This window comes from Streptomyces sp. NPDC001204, assembly GCF_053598035.1.
The window spans coordinates 36,079-62,174 of the sequence record NZ_JBSFJL010000023.1 but is presented as its reverse complement, the minus strand read 5'-3'; the positions used below and the strand labels follow the sequence as shown (position 1 = coordinate 62,174).

At 71.7% G+C, this 26,096-nt stretch carries 28 protein-coding genes and 2 pseudogenes; 2 read left to right on the top strand and 28 right to left on the bottom strand.

Features of this window, described 5'->3' with window-relative positions:
- Positions 1-126 precede the first annotated feature (126 nt).
- From ACWC91_RS27760 to ACWC91_RS27715, 10 genes and pseudogenes are all read right to left on the bottom strand, one after another.
- Positions 127-956: pseudogene (locus tag ACWC91_RS27760) on the bottom strand (IS5 family transposase).
- A gap of 296 nt (positions 957-1,252) precedes the next feature.
- Positions 1,253-2,623, bottom strand: a complete 1,371-nt coding sequence (locus ACWC91_RS27755) for a DUF317 domain-containing protein (protein ID WP_390873339.1) — start codon at positions 2,621-2,623, stop codon at positions 1,253-1,255.
- 61 nt (positions 2,624-2,684) lie between these two features.
- Entirely contained in the window at positions 2,685-3,803 is a 1,119-nt protein-coding gene (locus ACWC91_RS27750) for a DnaB-like helicase N-terminal domain-containing protein (protein ID WP_390873340.1), read from the bottom strand.
- Entirely contained in the window at positions 3,803-5,074 is a 1,272-nt protein-coding gene (locus tag ACWC91_RS27745; RefSeq protein WP_390873341.1) for a DNA cytosine methyltransferase, read from the bottom strand. Before ACWC91_RS27745 ends, ACWC91_RS27750 begins: the two co-directional genes overlap by 1 nt.
- Positions 5,071-5,912, bottom strand: a pseudogene (locus tag ACWC91_RS27740) (hypothetical protein). Before ACWC91_RS27740 ends, ACWC91_RS27745 begins: the two are co-directional and overlap by 4 nt.
- Before the next feature lie 23 nt (positions 5,913-5,935).
- The gene (locus ACWC91_RS27735; RefSeq protein WP_390873342.1) at positions 5,936-6,871 is read right to left on the bottom strand and encodes an alpha/beta fold hydrolase; all 936 of its coding nucleotides are present in this window, start codon (positions 6,869-6,871) and stop codon (positions 5,936-5,938) included.
- Positions 6,872-7,028: 157 nt separating this feature from the next.
- Positions 7,029-7,979, bottom strand: a complete 951-nt coding sequence (locus tag ACWC91_RS27730) for a hypothetical protein (RefSeq protein ID WP_390873343.1) — start codon at positions 7,977-7,979, stop codon at positions 7,029-7,031.
- Between the two features lie 100 nt (positions 7,980-8,079).
- The gene (locus tag ACWC91_RS27725) at positions 8,080-8,679 is read right to left on the bottom strand and encodes a hypothetical protein (RefSeq protein WP_390873344.1); all 600 of its coding nucleotides are present in this window, start codon (positions 8,677-8,679) and stop codon (positions 8,080-8,082) included.
- A gap of 57 nt (positions 8,680-8,736) precedes the next feature.
- A complete protein-coding gene (locus ACWC91_RS27720) occupies positions 8,737-10,524 on the bottom strand; it encodes a type IV secretory system conjugative DNA transfer family protein (protein WP_390873345.1) in 1,788 nt (595 codons plus the stop codon).
- A gap of 38 nt (positions 10,525-10,562) precedes the next feature.
- A complete protein-coding gene (locus ACWC91_RS27715) occupies positions 10,563-11,336 on the bottom strand; it encodes a DUF317 domain-containing protein (RefSeq protein ID WP_390873346.1) in 774 nt (257 codons plus the stop codon).
- Positions 11,337-11,455: 119 nt separating this feature from the next.
- Here ACWC91_RS27715 and ACWC91_RS27710 point away from each other — a divergent pair, with 119 nt between their 5' ends.
- On the top strand, positions 11,456-11,665 hold the full coding sequence (locus tag ACWC91_RS27710; protein ID WP_390873347.1) for a hypothetical protein: 210 nt from the start codon (positions 11,456-11,458) through the stop codon (positions 11,663-11,665).
- Positions 11,666-11,962: 297 nt separating this feature from the next.
- Here ACWC91_RS27710 and ACWC91_RS27705 read toward each other — a convergent pair whose 3' ends face one another.
- From ACWC91_RS27705 to ACWC91_RS27680, 6 genes are all read right to left on the bottom strand, one after another.
- Complete coding sequence (locus ACWC91_RS27705) at positions 11,963-12,778, bottom strand: DUF317 domain-containing protein (RefSeq protein WP_390873397.1); 816 nt, start codon at positions 12,776-12,778, stop codon at positions 11,963-11,965.
- Positions 12,769-13,125 (bottom strand): hypothetical protein, encoded by a 357-nt coding sequence (locus tag ACWC91_RS27700; protein ID WP_388475705.1) that lies wholly within the window; start codon positions 13,123-13,125, stop codon positions 12,769-12,771. The genes ACWC91_RS27705 and ACWC91_RS27700 overlap by 10 nt, the downstream gene beginning before the upstream one ends.
- Positions 13,126-13,157: 32 nt before the next feature.
- The gene (locus ACWC91_RS27695) at positions 13,158-13,958 is read right to left on the bottom strand and encodes a DUF317 domain-containing protein (RefSeq protein ID WP_390873348.1); all 801 of its coding nucleotides are present in this window, start codon (positions 13,956-13,958) and stop codon (positions 13,158-13,160) included.
- Positions 13,955-14,338, bottom strand: a complete 384-nt coding sequence (locus ACWC91_RS27690; protein ID WP_390873349.1) for a hypothetical protein — start codon at positions 14,336-14,338, stop codon at positions 13,955-13,957. Before ACWC91_RS27690 ends, ACWC91_RS27695 begins: the two co-directional genes overlap by 4 nt.
- Positions 14,339-14,451: 113 nt before the next feature.
- Positions 14,452-15,198 carry a hypothetical protein gene (locus ACWC91_RS27685; protein WP_390873350.1) on the bottom strand — a complete coding sequence of 249 codons (747 nt, stop codon included), beginning with the start codon at positions 15,196-15,198 and terminating at the stop codon, positions 14,452-14,454.
- 26 nt (positions 15,199-15,224) lie between these two features.
- A complete protein-coding gene (locus tag ACWC91_RS27680; RefSeq protein WP_390873351.1) occupies positions 15,225-15,917 on the bottom strand; it encodes a hypothetical protein in 693 nt (230 codons plus the stop codon).
- Between the two features lie 206 nt (positions 15,918-16,123).
- Between ACWC91_RS27680 and ACWC91_RS27675 the strand changes: the two genes are divergently transcribed.
- Complete coding sequence (locus ACWC91_RS27675) at positions 16,124-16,711, top strand: hypothetical protein (RefSeq protein ID WP_390873352.1); 588 nt, start codon at positions 16,124-16,126, stop codon at positions 16,709-16,711.
- 176 nt (positions 16,712-16,887) lie between these two features.
- Here ACWC91_RS27675 and ACWC91_RS27670 read toward each other — a convergent pair whose 3' ends face one another.
- From ACWC91_RS27670 to ACWC91_RS27615, 12 genes are all read right to left on the bottom strand, one after another.
- Positions 16,888-17,322 (bottom strand): hypothetical protein, encoded by a 435-nt coding sequence (locus ACWC91_RS27670; protein WP_390873353.1) that lies wholly within the window; start codon positions 17,320-17,322, stop codon positions 16,888-16,890.
- 104 nt (positions 17,323-17,426) lie between these two features.
- Entirely contained in the window at positions 17,427-17,924 is a 498-nt protein-coding gene (locus ACWC91_RS27665; RefSeq protein WP_390873354.1) for a hypothetical protein, read from the bottom strand.
- Positions 17,925-18,194: 270 nt separating this feature from the next.
- Positions 18,195-18,527, bottom strand: a complete 333-nt coding sequence (locus tag ACWC91_RS27660) for a hypothetical protein (RefSeq protein ID WP_390873355.1) — start codon at positions 18,525-18,527, stop codon at positions 18,195-18,197.
- The gene (locus ACWC91_RS27655; protein WP_390873356.1) at positions 18,524-18,979 is read right to left on the bottom strand and encodes a hypothetical protein; all 456 of its coding nucleotides are present in this window, start codon (positions 18,977-18,979) and stop codon (positions 18,524-18,526) included. Before ACWC91_RS27655 ends, ACWC91_RS27660 begins: the two co-directional genes overlap by 4 nt.
- Positions 18,980-19,014: 35 nt before the next feature.
- Complete coding sequence (locus ACWC91_RS27650; RefSeq protein ID WP_390873357.1) at positions 19,015-20,115, bottom strand: hypothetical protein; 1,101 nt, start codon at positions 20,113-20,115, stop codon at positions 19,015-19,017.
- Complete coding sequence (locus ACWC91_RS27645; RefSeq protein WP_390873358.1) at positions 20,108-20,854, bottom strand: glycosyltransferase family 2 protein; 747 nt, start codon at positions 20,852-20,854, stop codon at positions 20,108-20,110. Before ACWC91_RS27645 ends, ACWC91_RS27650 begins: the two co-directional genes overlap by 8 nt.
- Positions 20,855-20,903: 49 nt before the next feature.
- Positions 20,904-21,515 carry a hypothetical protein gene (locus ACWC91_RS27640; protein ID WP_390873359.1) on the bottom strand — a complete coding sequence of 204 codons (612 nt, stop codon included), beginning with the start codon at positions 21,513-21,515 and terminating at the stop codon, positions 20,904-20,906.
- A gap of 4 nt (positions 21,516-21,519) precedes the next feature.
- Positions 21,520-22,068 (bottom strand): hypothetical protein, encoded by a 549-nt coding sequence (locus ACWC91_RS27635; RefSeq protein ID WP_390873360.1) that lies wholly within the window; start codon positions 22,066-22,068, stop codon positions 21,520-21,522.
- Between the two features lie 8 nt (positions 22,069-22,076).
- Positions 22,077-22,859 (bottom strand): hypothetical protein, encoded by a 783-nt coding sequence (locus ACWC91_RS27630; RefSeq protein WP_390873361.1) that lies wholly within the window; start codon positions 22,857-22,859, stop codon positions 22,077-22,079.
- Positions 22,860-23,178: 319 nt separating this feature from the next.
- Complete coding sequence (locus tag ACWC91_RS27625) at positions 23,179-23,838, bottom strand: hypothetical protein (RefSeq protein ID WP_390873362.1); 660 nt, start codon at positions 23,836-23,838, stop codon at positions 23,179-23,181.
- A 219-nt stretch (positions 23,839-24,057) separates the two neighbouring features.
- Positions 24,058-25,572, bottom strand: coding sequence for a VirB4 family type IV secretion system protein (locus tag ACWC91_RS27620; protein ID WP_390873363.1), 1,515 nt, complete (start codon positions 25,570-25,572; stop codon positions 24,058-24,060).
- A 28-nt stretch (positions 25,573-25,600) separates the two neighbouring features.
- The gene (locus ACWC91_RS27615; protein ID WP_390873364.1) at positions 25,601-26,059 is read right to left on the bottom strand and encodes a DUF6238 family protein; all 459 of its coding nucleotides are present in this window, start codon (positions 26,057-26,059) and stop codon (positions 25,601-25,603) included.
- Positions 26,060-26,096 lie beyond the last annotated feature (37 nt).

Sequence of the window (26,096 nt, the reverse complement as noted above, 5' to 3'; positions counted from 1 at the left end):
AATTGGCCTGATCACAAGGGTGGTAGCGGTTCGGGACGGTCCATGGCGGCTGCCACGGTTGCTGTAATTCTGTGCTGTACCGCAAGCGCCTTGTGGACCGGAGGTCCTAGGGCCTGTCGTCAAATGTCACGCCCACATCAGCAGGGCTGCGAGGGTGACGGCTGCTTGGTAGGACTCGGTGGTCTTGTCGTACCGGGTGGCTATGCCGCGCCATTGCTTCAGTTTGTTGAAGCACCGTTCCACCACGTTGCGCCGCTTGTAGGTGTCGCGGTCGAAGGCCGGGGGTCGTCCGCCTCGGCTGCCGCGGTTCAGCCGGTTGCGGACCTGGTCGGCTCGCTCGGGAATGGTGTGGCTGATCCCGCGCCGCCGCAGCCAGGTGCGGATCGCTCTGGAGCTGTAGCCCTTGTCGCCCAGGACATGCGAGGGCCGCACCCGCGGTCGTCCCGGGCCGGTGCGGGGCACCCGGATCGCCTCCATCACGGCGGTGAACTGGGTGCAGTCGTTGGTGTTGCCGCCCGTGACGGTGAAGGCGAGCGGGCGGCCCACACCGTCGCAGGCCAGGTGAATCTTGCTGGTCAGGCCGCCTCGAGAGCGTCCGAGGGCCGGGCTGCGGAGCCCCCTTTTCGGGCGCCGGCGGCATGCTGGTGAGCTCGGACGATCGTGGAGTCGACCGACACCAACCAGTCGATGTCGCCGGCGGCGTCCGCCTTCGCCTGGGCGGCGCGCAGCATCCGCTCGAACGTGCCGTCCGCCGCCCACCGGCGAAAACGGGTGTGCAGCGTGGCCCACGGCCCGTACCGCTCGGGCACATCCCGCCAGGCCGTGCCCGTACGGAACTTCCACACGATCCCGTTGAGGACCCTGCGGTCATCCAGCCGCTTGCGCCCACGCGGCGACACGGGCAGCAACGGCCGGACGAACTCCCATTCCGCATCGGACAGTTCATGGCGACGTATCACCCGACCATGATCCACCACTCAAGATCATTTGAAGACACTGCCTAGGGCCGCACCTGGGACACAGAGCCGTCAGAGTGGGTTGAGGCGGCCCTTAGTAGCTACAGTAACGGCTCTATAGGGGGCGTACTGCCGTTCAGTTTCGTCAGCAGAGCTCGTACCCCGTGACGCCTTTGTGTAGCACAAGTCCTGCGGGGCTCGCGCGCGGTACGCTGCGCACGTGACCCCGCGATATCCCCCGTTCGCGGGGTCACGTGCGTGTCCGCGAGTTGAGGCTGCTGCGGTGTCAGCGCCGGTCAGCGGTGTGGGCTCGGCTGCGTGCTGGGGGCGGCTGGAGCGACCGCGGGCGGTGCGGTGGTGAGCTGGGAGCGCCGCTGCCGTGCACGGGGTTGGGGTTGGCGAGTGCCGGTGCCGTGGGCGAGTTCCTCGGTCAGGCGGGCGATCGTGGGGGCGGGCGTGTACGGCGAGGCGTGGATGGCCCAGCTGGGGTGGTCGATGCTGGGGCCGGCCCACAGGGTCCAGGTGGCGAGGGTGGTGCGCGGGCTTTGGGCGGCGAAGGCGTCGAACTGGACGCCTGCGTCGCCCTGGGTGGTCTCCCAGCGGATCCAGCGTCCGTCCACGGTGTGCTGCCAGCCGGCGTCGGTAAGGGCGCGGGTGGCCTGGGTGACGGTCTTCTCCGTGATGGGGCTGCCGATGGCGGTCTCCCAGGCGTCTCCTTCGGCGAGGCTGTTCAGCAGCGCCTGGAGCACGGGGGCGGGCGTGGCGCCGGTGAGGGTGAGGTGCCACATGCGGTCGGAGACGGGGGTCTCGTAGGCGGCTACGGTCCAGGCGGTCTCGCGGAGGTGGGCTTCGTGGACGCGTTCGATGCGCAGGGTCTGCGATTCGTGGATCGCGTGGGTGGTGTCGTCGGACCAGGTGCGCCACTTCTCCCAGTCGTCGTGTGCGGCGAGGAACTCGTCGAGGATGGCGTCGTGGTCGCCTGGGTCGGCGGCGTAGACCGGCACGATTTCCGGTTGTGGCGCTCGCGGTGCGGGCTTGGTGGGCGGTGTGCCGAGTGAGGTGCGGGCTTGGGCGGCCTCGCGCTCGGTGTCGGTCATCGGCGCGGGGCCGGGGCGCATGGTGTCTTCGTGGGCGCGTTCGAAGGACATCAGGGCCTGGGCGGGCGAGTCGAAGGTGTCGGCGATCTGGCGCAGGTGGTTTTCTCCGTGGAGGTGGACGCTCGTGCCGCTGTCGAGGTAGGTGCCGACCGCGACGGTGGTGCGGCCGTCCTGGGCGTGGGCGTGGATGAGGAGCCGCCCGTGGCGGATGTCGTCGTAGATCTTCTGGGCCTGGTTGGAGACCTCCCGGATTTCCTCGCGGGTGCACCAGGGCATGGGGTGGTTGGCCCAGGTCCATTCCTCGTCGATGGCCTCGCGGAGCCGGGCGGTGATCTCCGTGCTGATTCCCTCGGCGGTCAGGGCCTGGGCGGCTTTCTCGGCCCAGTAGGGCTCCTCGCGGTCGATGCGGGCCAGGACGAGGGTGCGGTCGTCGAGGGCTTCGAAGCCGTGGGCGGTCAGCAGGCCGCAGGCCAGGTCCTGCCGGGTGCCGGTGACGGTGGCGGTCACGGCGCTGGGATGGACGGGGTGGGTGTCGAGGCGGACGTGGGCGTCGACGGAGGGTGTCGTCACGAAGGCGTGCTCTCTTCTGCCGGTGGCCGGCCCTACGGTCCGGCCACCGGCGGGTTCGGGGTCAGCGGGAGATGCGACTGGCGGGGGCGGCCGTGGTCTGCGGCGGGCCGGCTCGGGGCGCGGCCATAGCCTTGGTACGCGCGGGCCTGGCCGGCGGCGTCGGCGTGCTGGCGTGGTGCCAGCGGGTGCGTAGGGCGGACAGGTCGGCCAGGGCGCGGCGGCTGCCGACGACGAGCTGGGACGGCGTGGTGGCCGGGTCGTCGGTGAGCACCTCGATGTGCCGGCCGGTGTGGTGGGCGGTGGCGAGGAGGGAGCGCTGCAGGATGCGCTCGCCCCAGTGCTGGGGGGAGCCGACTGTCCCGGCGAGGAGATTGAGGAGGTCTCTCGGATCGGCTCCGGTGTTCAGAAGGCCGCGCTGCTGGGCCTCCCACAGGACGGTCACGGGATCGACGGGGGCACGACGCCGGGTCAGGGCGGTCAGGCATTGCCACAGCCCGGCGTGCAGGGGGTGGGTGAAGTCCTTGGCGTTCAGCCACCTCATCTGCTCGGCGTCGCCGGGGTGCGCGGTCGCGGTCGCGAGCAGCAGCCGCTCCTCGTCGGCTGCCTCTTCGTCGTGGGGGAGGGGGGCCGGTGGTGGTGCGGGCGTGCGGGGCAGGGAGTCGGAGTGCGGGGGGAACTTTGCGGCGACGTTGTCCACGACGGCGGCGAGCGCGTCGACTGCGGCGAGGGCGGTGGGCACGGGGTGCGGGAGTGAAGCGTCCTGCGCGGTCTGGGCGAGGCGCTGGGCGGCGGTGCGCAGGCGGCGACGGGCGTGCTCGGCCTCGATCATCCGCGCGTACGCGGGCGCGTGCCGGGGCCAGGGGCAGACCTGGATCAGGGTGTGGAGGTGGGAGGCGGTCAGGCCGCGGGCCTGCTCGCGGGCGGCGGTGAGCACCGCCTCAAGCCACCTGGTGTTCCTGGCGTGCTGGGCCGGGTCGGGGGCCGGCAGGGAGCGGATCGCGGCGAACACGGCGGCGTGCGCGGCGCTGGAGAACGCCTCGGGGCCGATCCCGGCCACGTCGTCCAATCGCCACGGTTCCAGGAGGAGCGCGCCGAGGAGGGCCTGCTCGGCGTAGAACACCGGCTGCGGCGGCGGGGTCGTATCGAGGTTGTCCTCGTCGGGGTCGCGGGTGCGGGGCATCAGGCGGTCAGGGTGAAGTCGTCGGGGTTGAGGGGGGTGTGCAGGTGCGGGGCGAGGAGGTGGGCGGCGAGCAACGGGGGGACGGCGTTGCCGATCTGCGAGAACTGCTGTCCTTTGTTCCCCTGCCAGGGGTAGTCGGCGGGGAAGGTCTGCAACAGGCCAGCCTCCCGGGCGGTGATCCGGATCGGCTCCGGCGCGGCCGGGGACTCGGCGTCCTGCGGCGGTGCGGCGGCGGGCTCGGCGATCCAGGTGCATTCGTTCGCGCGGTGGCCGAAGAACAGCGTCCCCGCCGGTTCCTCGACCGGTCTGACGGTGGCGTTGGCCTGGTTGTTGCTGAGCAAGGACCAGGACCAGCGGTGCGCTTCAGCGGTGAACGTCGGTGCAGGGACGGTGACCGCGCGGTTCTCGCGGATGCCATGACGGGTGGCCCACCTGGCGCCTTCGCGGCGGGACTGCAGGACGACCCCGTCCGACTGGGGAGTCCAGGTACCGCGGTCGCGTGCGTTTGACAGCGTCTTGCGGGAACCGGACGGGAACGGCTCTGGACCACCATTTGGTCCGCCGCCGGCGCAGACGGTTGGGACGGGCCGGTCGGTCGCGCCCCAGCCCAAAGCCTCCGCCATGCTGACCCAGCGGGCCCGGCCCGGCCCGAACAGCGACTCGGGTTCTGTCTCTCGGGCGTGTGTCGGCGGGGGCGGTTCGGCGGTGCGGACGCGGGAGGCGAGCAGGATCGCCCGCCGTCGTGTCTGCGGCACTCCGTAGTCGGCGGCGTTGAGGATGCCGGTCCATACGGAGAAGCCCCAGGACCGCAGGATGGCCGCGTACTGCTTCCATAGGGGCAGAACGTCCGGCACTTCCTCCATGGCGACCCACTCCGGCTCCCCGGCGAGGTTCAGGGCGTGGAGGTAGCGCATCGGTTCGGCCGCGAGGAGTGAGCGTTCGTCCTGGCAGGCGGCGAGGAGCCGGTCACGCGTGTCTTGGCCGTCGGCCAGGTCGGCGACCGCTTCGTGCACGAGTGGCTGGTCCACCAGTCCGAGGCGCTTGCCGGCCATCGACCACGCCTGACACGGCGGACTCGCGATCAGTCCCTGTGTCCGGCCGACCCACGGCCACACCGGATACAGTGCCACGTCGGTTCGGATGGTCAACTGCCCGGCGGCGGCGCGGGTCTTGCAGGCCCACTCGTCCCACTCCACTCCGACGTCCCGCACACCGAGCATGGTCAGGGCGTGGCTCCAGCCGCCCGGTCCCGCGAAGAGGTCGAGGATCAAGAGGCCAGCCCGAAGTCGTCCTGCGAAAGCGCGTCCGCGTCCCCGCGGCACGCCCACGGCGAGCAGCCGTCCACCACGCCGTGCTCCAGCTCCTCCGTACCGGTCGGCTCGCCGTGGAGCGCGGCGCGTTCGGCGGCGGTGACGTGGTCGATGGGCGCCTCACTGAGGGGCACGCGGGAGCGGTGGAGGAACGCCTGCCCCAGTAGCTGGTTTCCGGCGGCGTTGGCGCGGGCGTTGCCCTTGCGGATCGCGGCGTCGAATTCGACGACGTCCTGCCACTCATCCGGGCTGGTGTCCCGGATTTTCCTCCACTGCGCGTTGCCGTGAAAAGGACAGCCGAGGCAGGATGATTTCGGAGTGTCCGCAAATCCCAGTGACGTCAGGTAGCGGACGCAATCACTGCGGGACCAGCCCAGGTCGATGAGGGGATGGACGTTGCGCATGTAGCGGACGTCGGCGTCCTTGGCGCGGTGGAACTCGTCGGTGGAGATACCGATCCACTGCTCGACGAAGACGCCCTTCGGGATGCGCTGCGGGTAGGGGTGTCCGAGGAGTTCGCGGACCTTCTTCTTGATCGGCTTGATCTTGTACTCGCCCGTGCACTGGCGCCGAGTCATGCCCTGCTTCCCGTCCTGGTTCAGGATGTAGAGCGGCATGGAGGCGAACCGGCGATTCGGGTCGAGTGCATCGTCGCGGATGTTGCCAGCGGAGACGCGCAGCACGGGTATTCCGGCGGGTGCGGCAATCTCCTTTTCGAGACGGTCGAGGTGGGCGTATACGGCAGTGGCTTTGTTCACGAGAACCTCGGGAGGATGCCTTTTGCTGACAGGGCGAGCATCGCGCTGGACTGAATACCGGCGCCTAGCGAAAGTGCTCGGAAAGCGGGGAGTTCGGAAATGACAGGTCCTTGGGGAGGTGCGGGCGGGGGTGGGGCCCGGCGGCGAGGTGGGCGATGCGGGCGCTGATGAGTGCGGGGTGGCGGACGGGCAGGGCGTGCGTGGCGCGGGGGACGATCTCCAGCCGGGCGGCGGTCAGGCGCTCGGCCAGCTGCGCGGTGTGGGCGGCGGGGATGTGCTGGTCGTCCGCGCCGGCCATCAGCAGCAGCCGCCCGCCGAGCTGCTCCAGTACGGCCAGATGGCGTGCCCGGTAGCCGCGCAGGGACTGCCAGAGCGCTGCGAGATCGGCGGTGGGGGTGTGGCGTACGCCGTGGCGGCATGGCGGCGGTCCGTCATCCGGCCCCATAGCGGGGTGGGGCGTGAGGGTGTAGCGGTGGGTGTCGGGCAGCAGGCGTCGCACCCGGTCCACGGCCCGGGGCGCGTGGGTGCAGGCAAGGGCGAACAGGCCGCGTGCGGCGGCCAGCAGCAGGGCGCGCGGGGTGCGGCCGGGCAGCACGCTCGCCCCGTGGGCGGTGGCCGACAGCAGCACCATGCCCCGGATGCGGGGCAGGAGCTGGGGGCGCAGGGCGGCGAGCTCCTGGAGGACGAGGGCGCCCAGGGAATGGCCGGCGAGCACCAGCGGCCCGGTGGGGGCGAGGGCGCGCAGGAGCTGGTCCAGGTCGTCGGCGAGCTGCTCGACGGTCAGCGGGGCATGGCCGCGCGGGGTGCGGCCGTGCGCGCGCTGGTCGTAGCGCAGGACTTTGAAGCCCCGGCCGGTCAGATGCGGGACGTGGACGCGCCATAGGTCTGCGGTGACCGACGCGCCGTGCACCAGCGCGATCGTCGCGCCGTCGGACCGCGGGCGGGCCGGGGTGTCGTGGTAGGCGGTCAGCCGGGTGCCGTCCTTGGCATACGCCGTCAATGCCTCGGTGGCATAACAGGAGGGAGACAAAGGAGACCTCGGGAGGAGAAACAGTGGGGTCGGCGGCACGGCGTGCACCACACGGGTGGCAGGCGCCGCGCCGCCATCGGCGGTGCGCAGGGGCATGGCCTGGGCCGGGGAAAACAGCGGTGAACGGTCAGCGGCGCGCCACGGCCGCTTTCGCTGTCCGCGGAGGAGCAGGGCTCGCTATTGCGGCGGGCCAGTAGTCGCGTCGTGGGCGCGGGGCCGGCCAAGCGGGTGGCTCAAGTCGGCTGAGCACGCCGCCGGGCCTTCCAACCCGCCACCGGCCAGGTGGCGGCCCGTCGGGGCGACGCCCGTCATCGTGTGCGTCCGGCGGCCTGTTTCGCCGCAGGCAGTGCCACGGCCGCTCTCGAGCGGGGATCGTGGTGGGCCTGTGCTGGGCGAGGGCACGGCGGCCTTCGGCGGTGACGTGAAGGCACTGGCCTTGGTACAGGGACGTCGAGGCGTCCACCTCGACGAGTCCTCGCTTGATCAGGGCGTTGAGGGTGGCGACGTTCACGGTGGCCCGGTCCGCATCGACGGCCTTGGCAGCGCCGTACCGGCTGGTCTCGTAGAGGGTGCCGCCCCCTGCGGACAGCCGGGCGAGGACGGCGTACTGGGTATCTGTGAGCTTCGGCGGTGGTGTCGCCTGCTTCTGTTCGGCGTGCTGCTTCAGGTCGCGGGTGATGCCGGTGGCGAGGTAGGAGCAGCCGGTGTGGGCCAGGCCGAGCTGGTGGGCGGCGTCCGCGAGGTGCTCCGCCATGACGGGGACCGCCTCCGCGTGCCGTGCCTTGCGCACGGCTGCTTCATCGGCCGGCGGGCCGGGGAACGGGGCGCCCTCCAGCGGGTTGGCCTCCAGCGCGCAGGCCAGGTCGGACGCGGCGATGCTGGCGGCGGAGACGACGGAGGCGAGTGCCTCCAGGGCCGGACGGCTGCCGGGTACGGCGGTGTACTGGCTGCCGTCGAGGGCGGCGAGGCGTTCCATGGCACGGCGGACCAGCTCGTGCGTGGCCACGATCTTCGACGTGAGCTGCTGGCGGGCGTCGGTGCCGGATGCCGGAGTGAGTGAACGGATCTCGCTGTGCAAGTCCGCGAAGGCGCTGCCGAGTTGCCGCAGTTGGGTGATCTCTGCTTGCAGGTCGATGGTGCGAATGGTGCTGCTCCGGGTGCGGGGGAGGGGACGGCGGTCAGGGGCTGCGCCGCTGGACCGGTGCGGTGGGCGGCGGTGCGGGGGCGGCTGCGGGGCGAGTCGGTGCCGGTGGGATGTCCCGCACGGTCGCGATGCCGAGGTCGATGCGCACGCTGATGCCGTCGGTGTAGAGGTGGGCCTCGGCGCGGACAACGGCGCTGAGCGCGTCGCGTTCACCGAGCCCGGGTGGCAGCGTGTACTGCTGCTTCGCCCCCGCTGGTGCGAAGCCGTGCTGGACGAGGACGGCGCCGGCCTGGTCCGTGGCCGCGGTCGCGGTGACCGCGTGGTCGGTGAAGCGGATGGCCACATCGGGCAGGGCAGCCGGGCTTGCGCCGTATTGGCGGGTGGTCCAGGCAAGGTCGGCGAGGTCCAGGGTGTAGGCCATGAGCCCGTAGGCCGCGACACCGGCGCGCTCGTGCGCGTCCTCGGCGGCATCGGGAGGCAGGAGGTAAAGGGTGCGGCCCTGATGCTCGCGGGCGGTGAATCCCGCGCCGGTCAGGATGCGGGCGGCGTTGCGGATAGGGCGGTTGAGGACGACAAAGGTCCATCCGTCGCCGGTCGAGCCGACGAAGACGTCGTGGTGGTCGGTGAGCGCCATGGTGCTCCGGACGATCAGAAGACGGCGAGCGTGATCCGGGTGTGTGGTGCAGCCCGGTTAGACGGCCGTGCCGCAGTCGCCCTGCTGGGGTGCGTGTTTGGCGACGGCGCGGGCGGTGATGGCCTTCGACGCGAGAGTGGAAGCCGCGGACAGTTCGTCGGCGCCGGGCTCCAGGTACCAGGGGCGCAGGTCGAGCATGGCGGCGCGCATGCCGGTGGCGAAGCACAGGGCGGTGCCCTTGGGCAGGGCGCGGATGGCGTCGGCGGGCAGGATCCGCTCCTGCCGCATCGACACCGAGGTGGACTTGCCGGACTCGGAGTGGGAGGTGGAGGTGGTCTCGACGTCGTGGTCGCCGATCAGCCGGGACAGCTTGTCGGCGAAGTCCGGGTCGTCGATGCCGGAGCCGATGACCTTCACGGTGGAGGCGGACCACATGGCGTCCATGCCCGCGTCGCCCCAGACCTTCTGGCCCTGGCGGTAGGACTGCAGGATGGTGATCGGGATGATCCCGCGGCTGCCGAGGTGGGAATATAGGTCCGGCAGGTCGGAGATCTTGCAGACGTTGGCGGCCTCGTCGAGGATCGCGAGCATCGGCGGGTCGAGGCGTCCGCCGGCGCGCTCGGCCTGGGCGGTCGCGGCCCGCATCACGGAGTCCGCGCACGCCGCGATCAGCGCGCTCGCTCCGCCTCCGCCGTCCTTGCTCAGCAGGTAGAGCGTGTCGGTGGAGGCGACGAACTGCGACGGGCGGAACTCGGGGACGTCCTTCTGCGGGGTGACCCAGGCGGCGATCTCGGAGTTCAGCAGGGCGGCGGCGTACTGGCGGGCGGTCTCGTAGATGCCGTCCCTCGTCTCCGGCGGGCCCTCGACGGTGCCCTTGAGCTGGGCGGCGACGGCGGTGAAGCCGTGGTCGCGGAGGATGTCCAGTGGGGTGCGGTCGGCGGGGAACGCGAGCCACTGCATGACGTCGGTGATGGGCCGGTCATCGAGCGCGGCGGCGAGGAAGAGCTGGGACAGGATGTTGGATCCGGCCTTGGACCAGAAGTCGCCCTGCTGGGAGGCGTCCACCGAGGCGGCGAGGAAGTGCCCGGCCAGGCGGCCGGCACCGTCCAGCGTCTTGGCGTCGGCGAGGGGGCTCCACCACATCTCGCGGGAGGCGTGGGCGATCTGCTGCGGGTCCATCGACCACACCCGCCCCACTGCGGCCCGGGCGTCGAGGGTCGCGGTGTAGGCGTCGCCCGCCGCCTTGTTCGAGGTCAGGAGGACCGGGCCGGGTGCGTGGAGGATTGAGGGGATCGCCAGCGACGTGGTCTTGCCGGAGCGCGGGGCCATGATCGCGACGGCGACGTCCTCGTACCCCATGCGGACCTCGTGCTTCGTGCCCTGCAGGTTGCCGAGGAGGATGCCGGTGTCACGGGCATCGATGCGCTTGGCGGTCTTCAGGCTCGGCCGCAGCGAGCGGGCCTTGTCGGTGATGGCCTTGGCCATCAACGGCTCGATGTCCCGGGGCTTGGCCATGCCGGCGATCTTCTTCTTCCGTCCTCCCCTGGTCTTGTGCCGAGACCACAGGACGCCGGCCGCGGCGGCGAGCGCAAGCAGCGCGGCGACGGGGACGATGCGGGCCCCAATGAGCAGGGACGTTTCGCCGGTGTGGGGCCAGAGCTGGTCGGGGTGGAGCAGCGCAGTGGTGGGCGCATATGCGGCCCAGGGCCGGCCGGTCAGCCAGGAGGTGATGTTGCCGGACAGCCACGCGAGGTGGGACAGGGGGACGACGACGGCGGCCACGCCCAGGAGGAGACGGAAGGCGATGTCGTAGCCGTCGGAGGACTTGTTGATGGAAGGGGGCAAGGGCGATGTGCCTCCGGGCGGAGGGCGGGCGGCGTAGGTCAGCGGGTGCGGCCCGGGTGGGCAGGCGGGCGTCGCGGGGCGCTCGAGGCCGCCGGCGGTATGCCGTGGCGGGCGGCGAGTGTGCGGATGCGGTTCTCCAGGGCGAAGGCGATCAGGTCGACGGGCACTTTCGCCTCGGTCCGTGTGATGCGGTTCGGGTCGAGGGTCGGCAGGCGTCCCGGGGCGGTGCGGATGGCCGGGGTCGGGGCGGCGAGGGTGGCGGTGAACGCGGCGATCAGATGCGGGGGCGTGTGTTCGTCGAAGCGGGCCTGCCAGACCGGGCGGGATTCACCGAGCGTGGCCGTGGCGGCCCAGGGGCCGGTCTCCTCGCCGACGGGGCGTTGGAAGTAGGCCGTCGCGTCGGGTGAGACGAGGCCGTTCTGAGCCCAGGCGGGCTCCCAGTCGGCTTGCCGGAGCGGGCCGTACGGATCAGCCTCCTCGTCGTGCGTGGGGCGCGGGTCGGTGAGGGCGTCGACGAAACCGGCGATGATCTCGACCGGGGTGTGGGCACCGAAGCTCGCGTACCAGGCGGGCCGGCCGCGGCCGGGAGCGTGGTGGAGGATCCACCACTGTCCGTCGGGGACGGGATCCAGCCGGAGCTGGGCCTTCTGGTCGGGGCTGGTGAGGATGACGCGCGGCATCAAGGGGTCGTCGCCGTGGCTCCAGCCGCAGGCGCGGTGCAGGGGCACGGTGATCCAGGCGGGGTCACCGCCGCCGGCCAGGTGGCGTGGCGTGACGTACTCGATCTCGACGGTCTCGGGAGACGAGGGCACCACTACCTCCGTACCGGGGCGGTCCGGTCGGCCACGGGCGCCGGCTTCGCTGTCGGCGGCGGGGCCAGGGGCGACGGGGTGCCGCGGGCAGCGGTGTTGATGTCGATGACGGCGTGGCCGTGGGTGGCCCAGTCGTCGAGGTAGCTCCACGCCTCGGCGTCGTGGTCGGCGAGCGCGTCGTCGTACGCCGGCGCGCCGGGCCGGGCGGTGAGGGGGAGGTCGGCGCGAGTCTGCTGCCACTGCTGGTGCAGGGCGTCCAGGCGGTCGAGCGCGTCGCGCAGGGTGCCGAGCTGCCAGGCCCAGCGGGTTTGGACCGCGCGGGCGGGTAGCTGGGCGAGTTGTTCTTCCGCGGTGGCGAGGAGTTGTCGCGCGGTGGGGCGGATGGCCTCGAACGCCTCGGCGGTCTCGCGGTCGCGCTGGCTCTGTTGGAGGCCGTAGGCGTGCTCGTCGAACGGCCAGCCGTCGAGGTCGGTGTTCTCTTCGGAGTAGTAGTCCCAGTTGGCCAGGATGTAGGCGCTCTCGCGCAGGAAGGCGGAGAGCCGCTTCAGCGCGGCGCGGTGGGAGGCGGGGATGGCGGAAATGACGGGTCCTTGAAGAGCGGTGACGTTCGGAGTCCCGTTCGGCGGTCAGCGCCGCAGGGAGGCAGGCGGGGATGGCGGCGGAGCGGGGGCCTTGGCCGTCTCGGGCTGGGGGTGCCGCCGGACGGCACGGGCCCGGGCACGAAGGGCGCGGACGCGCTCGGTGTGCGCGTCTACCACGTGCTGCGGGGACAGGGGGCTCGGCTCCTGCACGGCGCCGTGGGCGGTGCGGTCGAACATGCCGCGCTGGAGCGGGGCCGGGTCGGCGAGTACGGTGACGAAGGCGTCCACCAGGCGGGTGGGCGTCTGGGCATCGAACCAGGCGTGCCACAGCCGGAGGCCACGGGGACCGTGTCCGGGCTCGTGCGCCTCCACGTGCCAGGACACGGCGGCGTTCCGTTCGGGGCGCCGTTCGACGCGGCACGCGGCGTCCGGCGAGCTGGCCGCACCGCGCGCATCGATGAGCCAGCCCGCGGCGTCCGCCGCGTCCAGGGGGTCTGGTGGCTCGGCGGCCGAGGGGGTGACGAGGGCATCGGTGACCGCGCCCAGGACCTCGGCGGGGACGAGTTCGCCGAATTCGGCGTACCAGCCTGGCTCAGTGTCGGTGGGCTCGGCCCGCAGCCGCCACCGAGCGGCGGTGGCGGACTGCGGGTCGAACTGCAGGCTGTGCCGGTGGTCCGGGCTCGTCAGCACGATCTCGGGGCTCAGCGGGTCGGACGCGAGGGTCCATCCGGCCGCGGCCAGGCCGTGGGTGACGTGCCGGCCGTCGCCGGGGCCGGCCAGGTGGCGCGGACTGGTGTCGAACGGGACGCGCCAGGCGTGGGTGTCGGCGAAGGCGGCCAGCTGCCGTTCGCTCACGGGCACAGGCCGCACTCCGGCATGGTCTCGGGCGCCTTCCGGTACAGGCCGCGCAGGTCGTCCAGGACGTAGTGGAGGGTGTGCTGGTCGGCCTGCTCCCACGCGGCGGTGCGCAACTCCTGGATCAGAAGGTCGGTTCCGACGGTGCGGGGAGTGGAGGGGTGCTCCTGCACGGCTCGGGCCAGGGCGCGCAGGACGTCGGCGAGCTGGACGGGGACACCGGTGTATTCATCCAGCAGCGGCTCGATGAGGCCGAGCGCCTCGGCGGGCTCGGGATTCTCGCGCAGGTACTCGGTGAGCCGGGCCAGGGTCTCGGTGGCGACGTGGATGTCGCCAAGGGTGGGTGCGGGCACGGGACTCCTTGGAGGTGAAGGGGGCGGAGGGATCAGCGGTGGGCGCGGACGCCGCGCTGGGCGTGGGGGCGCGCGGTGGTGCGGGGCCGGTTGGTCTTCCATGAGTTGCGGGCCCAGGTGGCGGCGCGGGCGGCGGTGACGCGGGCCTGCTGCCAGGCGCTGAGCTGCGAGGGGAGGACCGAGACGGAGGTGGTGCGGATCCGGGCGCTGTGGGGGACACGTCCGCGGGGGCGCATGACGGGCTCGGGGCTGGCGAGGGCGGCGGCGTAGCTCTGCACGAGGTGCATCGGGGTGGTGGCGGTGAACTGGGCTGTCCAGCCGTTGCCTTGCTGATCCTGGGCTCCGGACCACCACATGGCGTGGCCGCCGGGGTCCTGGTGGAACTGCATCCAGGCCAATCCGTCGGGGCTCACCGCGGTGACGTGCCCGGCGCCGGGTGGGGTGTGCCAGCGCTGTTCCTGGAGCGGGGACCACACGTTGGGGGCGTGCGCGGAGCGGGGGCGGGTGAGTGCGTCGGTGAGCCCGGCGACGATTTCGACCGGTGCCTGCCGGCCCAGGATCGCTGTCCATTCCTCCTGGTGGGCGGTGGCCTTGCCGTGGATGGTCCATCCGCCGGGGTGGACGAAGGGGTCGTATGCGATGCGGATGCTGCGGTCGGGGCTGTCCATGAGCAGGGGCCCGCCGGGCTTTGACCGGTCCCGCCACCCGCAGGCGCGCAGGAACTCGGAGACGTGGCGGATGTCTCCGCCGCCTGCGAGGGCACGGGGCTCGACCAGGTAGTGCTGCTCGGCCTGCTCGCCGGGGCCCCAGCCCTGCCACTGCTTCTTCTTCACCGGCGCCGCCGGACGACGAGCGGTGCGGCGTTCGGGGGCGGTGCGGGAGTGGTTGCGGGGCGGGTGGTCAGTTCGGTGAGTGCGTCGGTGTGCTCGTCGAGGTCGAGCGCGATGTCGTGCAGTTCGTTCGCGGCCCGGCCGAGGGCGAGCCACACCTCGGCCGGCAGGATGCCGCGTTCGGCCTGGTCCTTGGCGAAGTGGGAGCCGGTGGCCACCAGGTGGGTGACGCGGCCGAGGACACCGTCCTGCGGTTCGAGGACTCGTGCGATGACCTGGACGGCCTCGTGCGCGGGGAGTTGAGACAGATGGTCGATGAGCCGGCCGAGCTGGCGCGCGATCTCGTCGGCCAGCCGGACCGGGTAGGGGGCGGTGTGGGGCATAGTTCTCCCGAGCCAGGGGCAAGGTCAGTGGTGGCGGTGGCCGATCTGCCAGGGCTGGGGCGTCTCGCGCCGGGTGTCGGTCGGCGGACCGGTGCGCTCGCCGATGTCCTGCGTCACCGTCTCCTCCCGGCTGAGGTCCTGGTGGCGGGCGGGGCCGGAATGGATGTCGGCGGGGTGGCGGTGGGCGGGATCCGGCCCGAGGGGTGCTGGAGCGCGGTCGTGATGCCGTGAGCGTCGAGCTGCGGACCGATCGCCCGTACGGCGCGAGCCTGGGCGGTGGTGTCGTCGCCGCTGAGGCGGTAGATGCCGCTGTCGTCGCGGATGAACCCGTTGGCGGTCAGGACTTTGGCAGCCTTCTCGCTGACAGGAGCGGCGGCGAGGCTGCCGTCCGGCTGCCAGGTCAGGACGACGAGGTCCGGCTGGGACGGCTGGATGCCTGCGGCGTTGCAGCGGACCTGGGCGAGAGCGGTGTCGAAGCGGGCCAGCAGGTCGCCGGTGACCAGCTCGGCGCTGTGGAACGGGTCGTCCGCCAGGGCGATCCCGTCCGGTTCACGCAGGCCCCGGAATGCCTCCGCGGGGAGGTCGCTGGGGGCGACGGCGGCGATGAGGAACCCGTTCCGTCCGGGCCGGTCGAGGACGACGAGCTGCGCACCGTCCTGGCGGGTGAGGACTGCCGCCTGCTGGAGCGGGTGCTCGACGAGGGACTGGGCGACGAGGTCCATGTCCCAGATGCGGTCGGTGAGATCGGCGAGGTCGTCCTTGTCCTCGGCCGGGTGGTGGCTGCTGGTCCAGACATCGGGCAGTTCACCGGCGAGGACGTCGGCGAACGAGGCAAGGCGTTCGGAGTCGTGATCGTGCATATCTTCCTTGATCAGATGGGATGGTGTCAGCGGCGAAGTCCGGCGGCGGGCGGAGGTGGTGCCGGTACGGCATGTGGTGGGGGCGGGCAGGCGCACACGGTGGAGCGTTCGCGCTCGGTGGCGGGGACCTCTTCGGCGCAGGTGCTGCGACCGGGGTGATGGGTGTGCCGGTCGGCGAGGTTGTTCCGGGTGTGGATGAGGTCGGTGCGGATGACGTGCAGGCGCTCGTCGGCGAGGTAGCGCAAGCGACGGGCGACATGCGGGTCGGCGGCTTCGTCCATGCCGTCCTGGAAGTCCGCGGTGGCCTGCAGGATCTCCGCAAGGGCGGTGAGGATCCCGTCGTGGGAGGCGGTCAGCTCGGTGAGGACCTCGGCCACCTCGTCGGTGGTGGTGGCCTTGCGGATGCACTCGGCGAGCTGTGCGACCTGGGCGCCCAGCGGCAGATAGTGAGGCGGACGCCGATCGGTCTGGAAGTTCTCGTCGTAGTCGACGTGGTAGCCGACGGCTCGCAGCCGGGCTACGGCTTCGATGGCGAGGCGGGTCTCCTCATCCGTCGTGAGGTCGGTGGGTGCGCGGTGATAGGTCTCGTGGAGCCGGACGACGGGGATGAACCCTGCGCGCTGAAGAATGCTGTGGGCCTCGGGGTCGCCGCCCCGGGCGAGGACCTCATCGGAGTGAGGGTCGCGGCGGACGGCCAGGAATCGGTCGGCCAGAGGCAAAGGGGCGAATCTCCTACGGTGATCGTCGTGGGGTGTTTCGTATTGCGGGTGGGGCGGTGGCAACAGTGGTTCGTGGCGGGCTGTCCAGGCGAGCTGCCGTGGAGTCGAGATCCTGCTGGATCCGGTGGAGGCGATACGCGATCAACACCAGGCGGTGTGCGGTGTCGCGGTCGGCGGCCTCCCTGCCGGGCGAGTCGGTGAGCTGTGTGTTCGACGAGCCCACGCACTGTGGCCAGCGGGCCGGACCGCTCGTCGGCGAGCTGCGACAGAACAGACACGAGGTGCACCGACGCTGTCGGAACTGGCTGGGTGGCCTGCGGCCCAGGAAGGTTGGGGCCAGGACTGGTGAGGCGGAGGTCTTGTTCGATGCGGCGGGCCTCGGCCGAGACGCGGCGGAGGAGATCGGCGGGCTGGGGCTGCCAGGTTCCGTCGAGACGGATCAGGTTGGCGATCAGGTCGAGGCGGCCGGGCGTGGCCTGGACGGCGATTCAGCGACAGCCCATGGGATCACCCGGGATCTCGATGCCGGCGGCGCGGGCGAGCCGGTAGGCGGTCTCGGCCCATTCCGCACCGGACAGGTCGCGGTCGTCGGGGCAGAGCCGGGCATCGAGGTGGGAGATCGCCTCCCGGTCACCGCTGGGACTGGCGGTGAATGGGTGCTCCAAGAGAGGGTCTTCGAGGTGCTCGGCCCACTGGGCGGAGGTCCAGGTCACCTGCTCGTCGTCCAGGGTGTAGAAGTCCAGGCCGGGCCAGTGGGCGACGACGGTGTGCTCGGTCAGCCCTTCCTGGGGTGAGACCGGGCGTCCCAGGGCCTCGCTGAGCGGGTCGTGCGGAAGTGTGGGTGCGGGCGTTGACCCGGGGGATCACGTCGCTGTTGCTCCGATGGCCTTGGCGACCTGGGTGGCGGGGGTCGAGGGCGGAGTGCGGTGATCAGGGAGCGCTCGCGCGCCGGGGCGGCGGACGGGCAGGCTCACTGGCCGCGCCGGGCGTCGGCGATGTGCACGAGCTGGCCGAGGGCGGTGGTGGTGTACCAGCCGCAGTCGATCAACGCGTCCTGCCCTGCGTACTTCGGCAGGAGGTGGTCCTCCATGGCGCGCAGGTAGATCAGGCAGTCCGGGCAGCGGCGTGAGAGGTGCACGAGGTAGCGCGGGTGGCCGGTGATGTAGGTCTGGGCGCCTCCAGTGGCGTCGCGCAGCCGCCACCCGTCCTCGTCGGTCGGCGTGTGCCAGGAGGGGGCGACGACACGCATGGCGTCTCCCCACAGCTCGCCGCTGGCGACTCCTTTGAGGACGACGACCTGGTCGCCGGCCTCGAAGTGGGCGTGGGTGACGTCCCGGGTGGGGGTGAGCGGGTCAGGCGTCGGCGCGAAGGCCGGAGTGGTCGGGGGCAGGCAGGGCTCGGTCACAGAAGGTCCTATCCACGCAGGTCGGGCGGCGGCGGGAGGATCAATGGTCCGGTGGATCGCCGGTTTGGCCAACCGGCGATCCACGGCTATGTTCCGGGCCGTCTCTACCGGTAGGGGTTCTCGGTTCCGCGGTCCGACTCGGTGGCGGCATCGAGGAGTTCGAGCAGGTCAGATCCTTCCGCGTCGCGCTGGTCGATCCACCATCCGGCCCTGGTGATCGCGCGGGCCTTCTCCTCCAGCTCCGCCCAGTCGGCCTCGTCCCAGGGGCCCTCGACGACCAGCGCGGTGTGCGCGGCGACCATCAACTGGTGGCGGGAGCGTTCACCCCAGCCGAGGGCCTTCTCGGGGCCTTCCAGCGGCGGCATGTCGAAGCGTTCGGCCCACTCGGCGGCGGCCTGCTGCTCCTCGGCCCGCTTGGCGGCGAGCCACTGCTCCTTGGCTTCGGTGTCGGCGTCGCGGGCGGCCTTCCAGCAGTCGGTGCAGTCCCTGGCCGCGAGCCAGCGGGCGAATCCGGCCCGCTTGTCGGCGGGGCGGTTGGACAGGTCGTGGACGACCTCGTGGCCGCAGTCGTGCGTGATAGTCCACTGCGTGCGGACAGCCATGAAGAGATCTCCTAGGTTCGGGGGTGCGACGGGCGGCGTGCGGGCACCGGGGCCCGGTGCGGCGGAGCCGGGGGCGTGGTGTCCAGGGCGGGACGCGGGCGGGTTCGCGGCGGCTGTGGCGTGCGGTGGGGCGGGAGGACGGCGACGGTCGCGCCGAGATCCTCGGTAACCTTCTGAACCTCGCGGCGAGGAAGGCGAGTTGTTCGGGCGGCAAGTTGCGTGGTGTCCGGCGTGGGGGTGTCCGGGATCGGGTCCTCCTGGTGGTCGGTGTCAGCGGCGAGGCCGTCGCCCAGGCGGAGCCTGCGCCGTCATGGCCGGTGCGCGTGGCGTCGACGACTTGGGGGCGCTTGGACGCAGGTCGGGGGCGAGATGTACGGGGTAGCGGGCGGCGGTGAGCATCTCTGCGGCCCAGGTCGCGTGCTGGTTCTCCCAGTCGCGTCCCATGTCGAAGGGGAGCCGGATCCAGTGGCCGCACAGGGCTGGTTCGAAGAGGAATCCGGCGTGGCGCAGGATGTCCGCGGCGAAGGAGTCGAAGCGGCCTTCGGCTTCGACTTCGCCCCCTGGCCCACGGGTGATGCGGATCGGCTCGGTGTCGGGGTTCACCGGGACCGTCCGGTGGCGGAAGCGGTCGGGTGAACGGTCGGCGCGTAGGTAGGCTTCGGCGGGATGGGACGCGCGGGCGGCTGCGAGGTGGTCGGCGCCGCGCGGCGCTGCGATGACTGGCTGGCGGCGGCCTGGGCGATGCGGCTGTGGCGTTCGGCAAGTCCGTTCGGCCGGTGCGGGCGTGGCGGGTTGGCCGGTGCAAGGGCGATGTCAGCGTCGACGTGCACGACGTAGCCGTGGCGGTGCAGATCTTGGGCGGCCTGCCGGGTGCGGCGCGGTCCGTCACGCTCGGGGTCGGTGAGCTGGTACAGGCCCGGCTTGCCGGGTACGGGCTCGAACTGCTCCCGCACGAGGAACCAGTGGGCCAGGTGGGCGGGCATCGAGGCGGTGGCGGAGGCGACGAAGCCGTGATCTTTGTGGGTGCCGAAGACGAAGTGCGTGCCGGGATCCAAAGAGGAGATTTCCTTACGGTGGGCAGTGGGATGGGTCAGCGGCGGGGTGTGTGTTGGCCGTGTGGGAGGGCTTGGTGCGGTGGGGCGATGGCCGGGACCGTGCGCTGCCGAGGGGGAGTTGCCGCGCGAACCTGGCGGAGGAACGGTTCGCTGTGGGTGAGCCAGGTGCCCAGGGCCGCCCAGAGCTGGGCGTCCCGCTCTGGTCGCGTGAGCGACGCGTCCCTGTCCAGGCTGTCGGCATCGGTGAGGGCGTCGGCCAGCTCTGCGAGCACACGGGCGTCCTCGGGCCAGCTGGTGGCCGCAGGGCGGCACCGGTCGAGGAGGGCGGGAGCATGCCGCATGACGGTGAGGAACTCGGCCCAGACCCGGTTCAGGAACCTCTCGGCCGCCTCGTCGAGCGCCGCGGCGCCGAGCGGGGCCGCGGCGCTGTACCGGCCCGAGGCAACGATGGCGGCCCAGGCGTCCTGCTCGGCGCGGATACGGTCGAGGGCCTCGGCGACGGTTGCAATCCGGCGGGCGTGGACGGCGCGCTCGTAGGCAGGCAGGAACCGGTCCGCGATGGCCCGGGCCGCGCGGCCGGCGAACGGTAGCAGGGCGATGCTGCACGGGGCGTGCGGGTCGCCGTACCCCTCCTCGAACGGTTCGGGCGCGAAGGCACCGACCAGATAGCCGAGTTGGTGGCCGGGACGTTCAACGAGCAGCAGGGTCGTCCCGGCTGTGTCGGTGAGGGTGGCGGCGTAGGGGATCCGCTCGTTCTGGACGGCGCGGACGAGTTCGCCGCTGTCCCACAGCCATGGCACCAGGTCCTGTTGCCACACGGGATGGGAGTAGAGCTCGATGCGTGCGTCCCACTGGCCGGGCAGCAGGCGGGCGATCTCCCGGGCGGTGTCGCCGATGAACCGCCGGCTGCTGGTCGTCACTTCCGCCCCGTGCTCCGTGGCATGGCGGACCAGATCGGCCACGGTGGCGCGCGAGGCGTTCTCGTCCGCGTTCGGCAGGTGGTACACCCAGTCGTCGCCACGGCGGAAGCCGGATGCGGCGAGCGCCTGGTGGGCGGCCTTGTACCTCTCGCCGTGGCCGATGGCGACGATCCCGGTGTCGCGGCCGTAGGCGAGGATGATCTGCGCGTCAGCCATGGGCTGGCACCCGGCCGTGGAAGGCGGAGCGCAGGGCGCGTCCGTACTGCCAGGTGTGTGCCCGGGCTGCGGTCTCCAGCTGGTTGTATCCCGCCTGGATGGTCATCTGTCCGGGGTGCTTGCGGTAGCGGTAGACCGGCAGCGGCAGCAGGATCCCAGGGGCGAGGCTGGTGACGCCGACGGCCGCGATGTAGTCCTCGCCCTGGACGAGGCCGCCCATCGGGGCCGCGCGCACCAGCTCGGTGCGGGCGAGGATCGTGGTCGGCCCGATCGGGATGGTCGCACCTGGCGAGTGCCAATAGGTCCACACGTCACCGGCCTCGTGTCGGCCGGGCGGCGTGGGACAGCACCACAGCGTGGTGGTGTCATCGAGATGGAGGTCTTCGCTCCACCCGGCGCACCATCCCACCCCGGTGGTCTCCAGGGTGGACAAGCGGGTCTCCATAGTCCTGTCGGTGAACTCGTCATCGTCGTCGGCCCAGTTCACGTAGGGGGTGCGGACCTCATTGAGGGCGAGGTTGCGGGCGCATGCAGCGCCGACGGGTCGAAGCAGCGTGAGGGTGCGAATACGTGGGTCGTTCGAGAGGGGTGTCGGCAGGCGATCGGAGTCAGCGCCGTCGAGGGCAATCACGGCCTCCCACGCCACGGACTGGCGCTGGAGGCTGGCATGCATGGCGGCCAGGTAGGCGAGCCGGTCCTCTCGCAGGCGCGTGGCGATGACGACCGTGATCAAAGGCATGGTGGACGAGGTCAGGGGGATCTCCGGGCCAGGAGTGGACAGGGCGGAGTCAGCGGCGGGTCGCCGGTCGCGCGGTGCGGGAGCTTCCACGCGCCGCTGCGGGAAAGGTCAGGGGTGGCCGGGCGGCGCGGGTGGAGGCGATACCGGGCGCAGGGGCTGGGGCGGGCCAGTGCCCGGGGTGGTCGCTGAAGCGAGTGCGGGGATCGGTGTCCCAAGCGACGACCGGACCGGTGTTGGCATGGGCCACGCTGATCACTTCGATGCCGTGCGGCCGCAGGATGTAGCCCCACTGCAGGTCCTGCTGCTCCGCGGTCTCGCTGGTGACCGTCATACGGGTCGGTGGAGAGCCGTCCGGGGTGATCAGGTGGTCCAAGGTGCTGCTGAGCCACTGTTCACCGCCGGTCAGCGCGGTGATGATCTCGGGCGGGGCGCCGTCGAGGAGGTCGGTGCCGAGTTCATCCCAGCCGACGGCGACGTCGTCCACGAGGTGGCGGGACATGGCCTCGATGTCCCGCCGGAAGCGGTGCTGGTATGCGGTGAGCAGGAGGGGCAGGTGGTGGCTGGGCACGCCGTCGAAGTGGACGTAGATGCCCGCGTATCCGGTCTCGGTGGGGCGGGCGATGAACGCTCGGGTCGACAGGTTGGCCTTCCGTGGCGTCAAGCGGCTACCGGCCGGGTGCGGGGCCGGTGCGCGGGGTGGGCGGTGGGCTCGGGGGAAGACCGGACGGTGCCTGGGGGCGGCCGGAGGCGGGTGCCTTCGGCGGTGCCGGTGCGGGGTCGTACTCGGCACGCAGGATCGCCAGGTCGGCTTCGTCCGCGATGGCCAGCACAGACAGGCTGCGGTTGGCCGCTTCCATCAGCAGCTTGGGCGGCGAGCCCTTCTCTGCTCCGCGGTTCTGGCCGCGCCACTGGGCGGCGGCCACGAGGTAGTCGCTCACCGCGCGCAGCACGGGGTCGGCGGCGTCCAGCAGATGCTGAGTGACGGCGCTGACCTCGGCAAGAGTCTCGGCGGCGGCAAGTGCGTTGAGGTAGGGAGCGAGGTCGGGGCTCGGTAGCGGTTCGTCCGGCAGCGGGTGTTCGGCCAGGAAGGGCTCGGCGTCCCGCTTCGCCCAGCGCAGCAGGTCGTCGCGGGTGGCGATGCCGTACCGGGCGGCGGCGACCTGGTCGCCGTCGCGGCCGACGTTGTCGTACAGCTCGAAGTCGGGATGTTGCATACGGTCTCCTAGACGGCGGTGCTGGGCCCGCTCGCCTCGGCGTCCGTGCGGCGGCATCCGTAGCCCAGCAGCCTGGACGGCTCGGGCGCGGTCGGAATGGCGGCGACGTCCGAGCAGGTGAAGGTGTAGGTGAAGGCGGGGCGGGGCGTGGTGCCGAGCCAGGCGCGGTCCTGCTTGTCCGGCACGATCATCAGACCCGGCGCAGCGACGGCGTCGTGCTGGGTGTGGTTGTGGGAGAAGACGACGAGCGCGCCCGTGGAGGTCTTCAACGCGTAGCTGTCGGGGAACTGCGTGGCCGCGGACGCGAACTGGGTGGTGCCTCGGGTGCCGAACTTGTGGATCGTGTCGTTGTGGACCTTGACCTGCCGCTTGGCGGCCTCGGTGGGGGCAAGCACCTTGCGCCCGGTGAGGTCGCCTCCGGTGGCGAAATTGTCGATCACGGCCGAGCGCAGCAGGTCGACGGGAGCGGCCAGGGACTTGGAGGCGGGGTCGACTGCGGTGGCGTAGCCGTCCTTGTCCAGCATGATCTTCGGGAGTTGGGAGGGGTCGTCGAGGTCGACGGTGGCGACCATCTCCCACCGCTTCGACTTCGCGTTCTCGGCCAGGACCAGGACGCGGGCGTGCTGCTTGTTGCTGCCGGCCCGGGTGACGGCGGCGAACCACCGCTGCTGCCCGTGCTTCAGGCGCGGGATGTAGAGGTCGGTTGCGGCAAGGTCGTACGACCACGGCCGGTACGGTTTTCGGTCCGCCTTCGGCAGGGCGTCGTCTTCCTTGAGGTTGGCCAGCGACATCGCGTACCGGGGGCCGCCCTCGACGGTGTCGAGGAGCGCGCGGTCGCGCTTGATGTACGCGAGGTTGTTCGTCCTCGAGTAGGAGGCGATGGCGTCTCGGGCCTCGGCCGGGGTGAGCGCGGGGGCCGGCTTTGGTGCGACGCTGGGCGACTTCGTGTGGCCTGCGGCAGCCGGGGTGTTGCCGTCGGTGTCGCTGGAGCAGGCGGTCGCGGCGAGAGCGACGCAGACAGCGGCGGTGACCAGGGGCAGCGTGCGGCGGGCGGGGCGGATGGGGGCTCCTCTTGGCTGGGAACGGGAAAGGGCGCGGCGAGCGGTCGGGTCATCGGCGGTGGGCAGTCACCGAAGGGCTTGTCGGTATGGGGACGGCTGGACGCGGGACTGCAGCGGTGGGTGTTGGGGTGTGTCGGAGGTTCACGCCGATGCCCTTCTGGGCGAGCTGGTGAACCAGCGCTCGCAGGCGCAGGTCGCGGCCGTCCTCGCCGTACGCGGCAGGAAGCAGGAACGCGGCCTGGTGGGGGTGGTACTGAAAGCCGAGCCCGTACAAGTCCGTGTGGGCGTCCTCGGGGACGCTCTTGTAAGGCGTGCCGAGGGCGCCGTCCTCGTACCAGGTCAGGGTGACGACGCGCGCCACCTGCGGTGGTTCGGGCAGGTGGGGCGGCTCGGGCTGTACGGCTGCGTTGTGCTGTACGGCTGCCAGGGCGTCCTGGAGCCGGGGCAGGACCCGCCGGCTGACGGCGGCTGCGGCGCGGACCGGATCGTCGGGGACTGCGATCCCGTTGGGCTCGTCGACCCCGCTGAAGTGGTGCGCTTGGAATCCGTCGGACTGCACGGGGGCCACCAGGTACTGGTGGGGATAGCGGGGGCGTTCCATCACGCAGAGTTGCTCGCCGTCCGGTCCTTCGAGGAAGGCCGTAGGGGTGTCGGGCCAGTCGAGCAGGGCCGAGTGGGCCGGCCCGCAGTCCCAGATCCGGTCGGCCACATGTGGCTGGCCTGAGGGCGGGGGAAAACCGAGGTACTTGCGGTGCCACTGTCCGGGCAGGTGCGTTGCGAGTGCTGTGGCGAAGGTGCCGAGGTGGAGTGGATGCAGGGGTCCTCCTGGGTGCAGCGGGGCAGTGATCGGCTAGGGCGAAACCGTCAGCGGCGCGGTGCAGATGAGTGGCCGAGACCGCGGATCGGTATCCGTGAACTCACGGACTTTTCAGTGCATGCGGGCGTCCGTGTCGAACAGGGCCAGCTCGTGGGCGTGGAGGAGGTGTTGGACGATGAAGCTCCTGCCGGCGACCTTCCACAGGCCGCGTCCGCGGTTGAGGTGGGCGATGGCTTCGGCTTCGACGGAGGTGAGGCCGAGGAGGGTGGCTGCGGCGTGGAGCTGGTCGGTCTCCTGGCGGTAGATGATCCGGGTGGAGCAGTCGGCGAGGAGTCCTTCGGCCAGGGCGCGGCCCTGGGATCCGGCGTCGCCGGCGGTGAGCAGGTCGGACAGCCGGTGGATGACCATCAGGTTGGCGATGCCGAGGCCGCGGGAGAGTTTCCACTGGGTCTGCATGCGCTGGAGGAGTCCGGGGTGGCGCATCAGGCGCCAGGCTTCGTCGTAGACGATCCAGCGCCGGCCGCCGCGCGGGTCGGTGAGGGCGGATTCCATCCAGGCGGAGGCGCAGGTCATGGCGAGGACGAGGGCGGTGTCGTCGCCGGATCCGCCCAGCCGCGCGAGGTCGATGGTGAGCATCGGGCTGTTGGGATCGAAGGCGACCGTGCTGGGGGCGTCGAACATGCCTGCGAGGTCGCCGTGGACGAGTCGGCGCATGGCGTGGGCGAGGTCGCGTGCGGCGTCCCCGAGCCGTCCGGACATGAGGCCGGCGGCCTCGTCGAGCTGGTCGGGGCTGTTGAGGGCGGCGGCGACGTCGCCGAGGAGCGGTGTCCGGCCTGTGTCGGCAGCCCGGGTGACGACGGCGTCGAGGGCGACGTCGAGGGCGGTGTGCTCCATCGGGAGCAGGTCCCGGCCCAGGACGGTGCGGGCCAGGGAGCTGAGCAGGAGCAGCCGGCGCTTGCGGATCTCCCCTGCCCAGTCGGTCTCCGAGACGGAGGCGGGGCGCGGTGCGGCGTCCAGCGGGTTCAGCCTGCCGGGAAGTCCGGGGCCGAGCGCGACGGACGTGCCGCCGAGCGCGGCGGCCACGGGCGTCCACTCGCCCTTGGGGTCGCAGGGCACGTAGACGCGGTAGCCGAAGGCGACGGAGCGGAGCGCGAAGCTCTTGGCCAGCGCGCTCTTGCCCTGCCCGATCACCCCGGCCAGCAGGACGTTCGGGTTGGTGAAGCCCTCGACCTTGCCGTACAGAGCGAACGGGTCGAAGACGAAGCTCGCTTCCGCGTGGACGTCGCGGCCGATGTAGATGCCCTCGGCGCCGAGCCCGCCTTCGGCGAGGAAGGGATATGCCCCAGCGGCAATGGCGGTCGTCATGCGGTGGGCGGGGATCTTGAGCCGGTTCCCGCGGGCCGAGGCGGGGCCGGGGCGTCCGCTGGGCGGGTAAAGAGGAGTCGGGTTCTCGTTCTCGGCGGGGGCCGTGGCTGTGGCATGGACGGCGGCTTCGGATCGGGCCTTGACAGCGGCTTCGGCGAGCTGGCGGCGGGCTGCCTTGCGGCTGGCCCGGTCGGTTCCGTGCGGGGTGAACAGGGGAGAGGCTGAGGCGCGCCGGGCTCGGCGTGCGGGCCATTGGCTCATCGGGGGCTCTCGGATTGGCGGATGGTGCTCATCGGATGCACGCGGTGGTGTGCGGCGGGCGGTTGAGGTCGGTGGGTGTGTTCTTGCGGCGGACGATGTGTCCGGCCGCCAGGTGGCGCTGGCAGATGGTCAGCACCGGCGGTCCCTCGGGGAGCCGTTCGGGGCGGCACTCGGTGGCCTGGGCGCTGGTCGGGGCGAGGGCTGCCGGCAGGAGGTGGAAGGCGGAGTGGATCTCTGCGGTGGCCTGCCAGAGCCGGATTTGGGCGGTGGTGAGGCGCCGGCCTGCGGCCGGATGAGAGGACCGGGCTGTGTCGGCGAGCTGGTCGACGAGCTGGTGCACGGCGATGAGGTGGGCGTGCAGCACGTCGAGGTGCCCGCGGTCGACCGCCGTGCGCTCGGTCTGCGCGACCTTTCGGTGGTGGCGGATTCCGGCGCTTGCGGCGCGGAGGTAGGGATGTGTGTCGTCGGGAGAGGTCGTGATGGTCAAAGAGGACGGTCCTTCCTGCCGCCAGCCGGTGGCAGGG

Coding starts and splice junctions, on each gene's coding strand:
- ACWC91_RS27750 (WP_390873340.1), bottom strand. CDS start 3,803: ATGCCCCGCACCCGCGACCCCGACGAGGACAACCTCGATACGACCCCG.
- ACWC91_RS27725 (WP_390873344.1), bottom strand. CDS start 8,679: ATGGCGCTCACCGACCACCACGACGTCTTCGTCGGCTCGACCGGCGAC.
- ACWC91_RS27690 (WP_390873349.1), bottom strand. CDS start 14,338: ATGCCCCACACCGCCCCCTACCCGGTCCGGCTGGCCGACGAGATCGCG.
- ACWC91_RS27685 (WP_390873350.1), bottom strand. CDS start 15,198: ATGCACGATCACGACTCCGAACGCCTTGCCTCGTTCGCCGACGTCCTC.
- ACWC91_RS27665 (WP_390873354.1), bottom strand. CDS start 17,924: ATGGCTGTCCGCACGCAGTGGACTATCACGCACGACTGCGGCCACGAG.
- ACWC91_RS27650 (WP_390873357.1), bottom strand. CDS start 20,115: ATGGCTGACGCGCAGATCATCCTCGCCTACGGCCGCGACACCGGGATC.
- ACWC91_RS27645 (WP_390873358.1), bottom strand. CDS start 20,854: ATGCCTTTGATCACGGTCGTCATCGCCACGCGCCTGCGAGAGGACCGG.
- ACWC91_RS27635 (WP_390873360.1), bottom strand. CDS start 22,068: ATGCAACATCCCGACTTCGAGCTGTACGACAACGTCGGCCGCGACGGC.
- ACWC91_RS27630 (WP_390873361.1), bottom strand. CDS start 22,859: ATGTCGCTGGCCAACCTCAAGGAAGACGACGCCCTGCCGAAGGCGGAC.
- ACWC91_RS27620 (WP_390873363.1), bottom strand. CDS start 25,572: ATGAGCCAATGGCCCGCACGCCGAGCCCGGCGCGCCTCAGCCTCTCCC.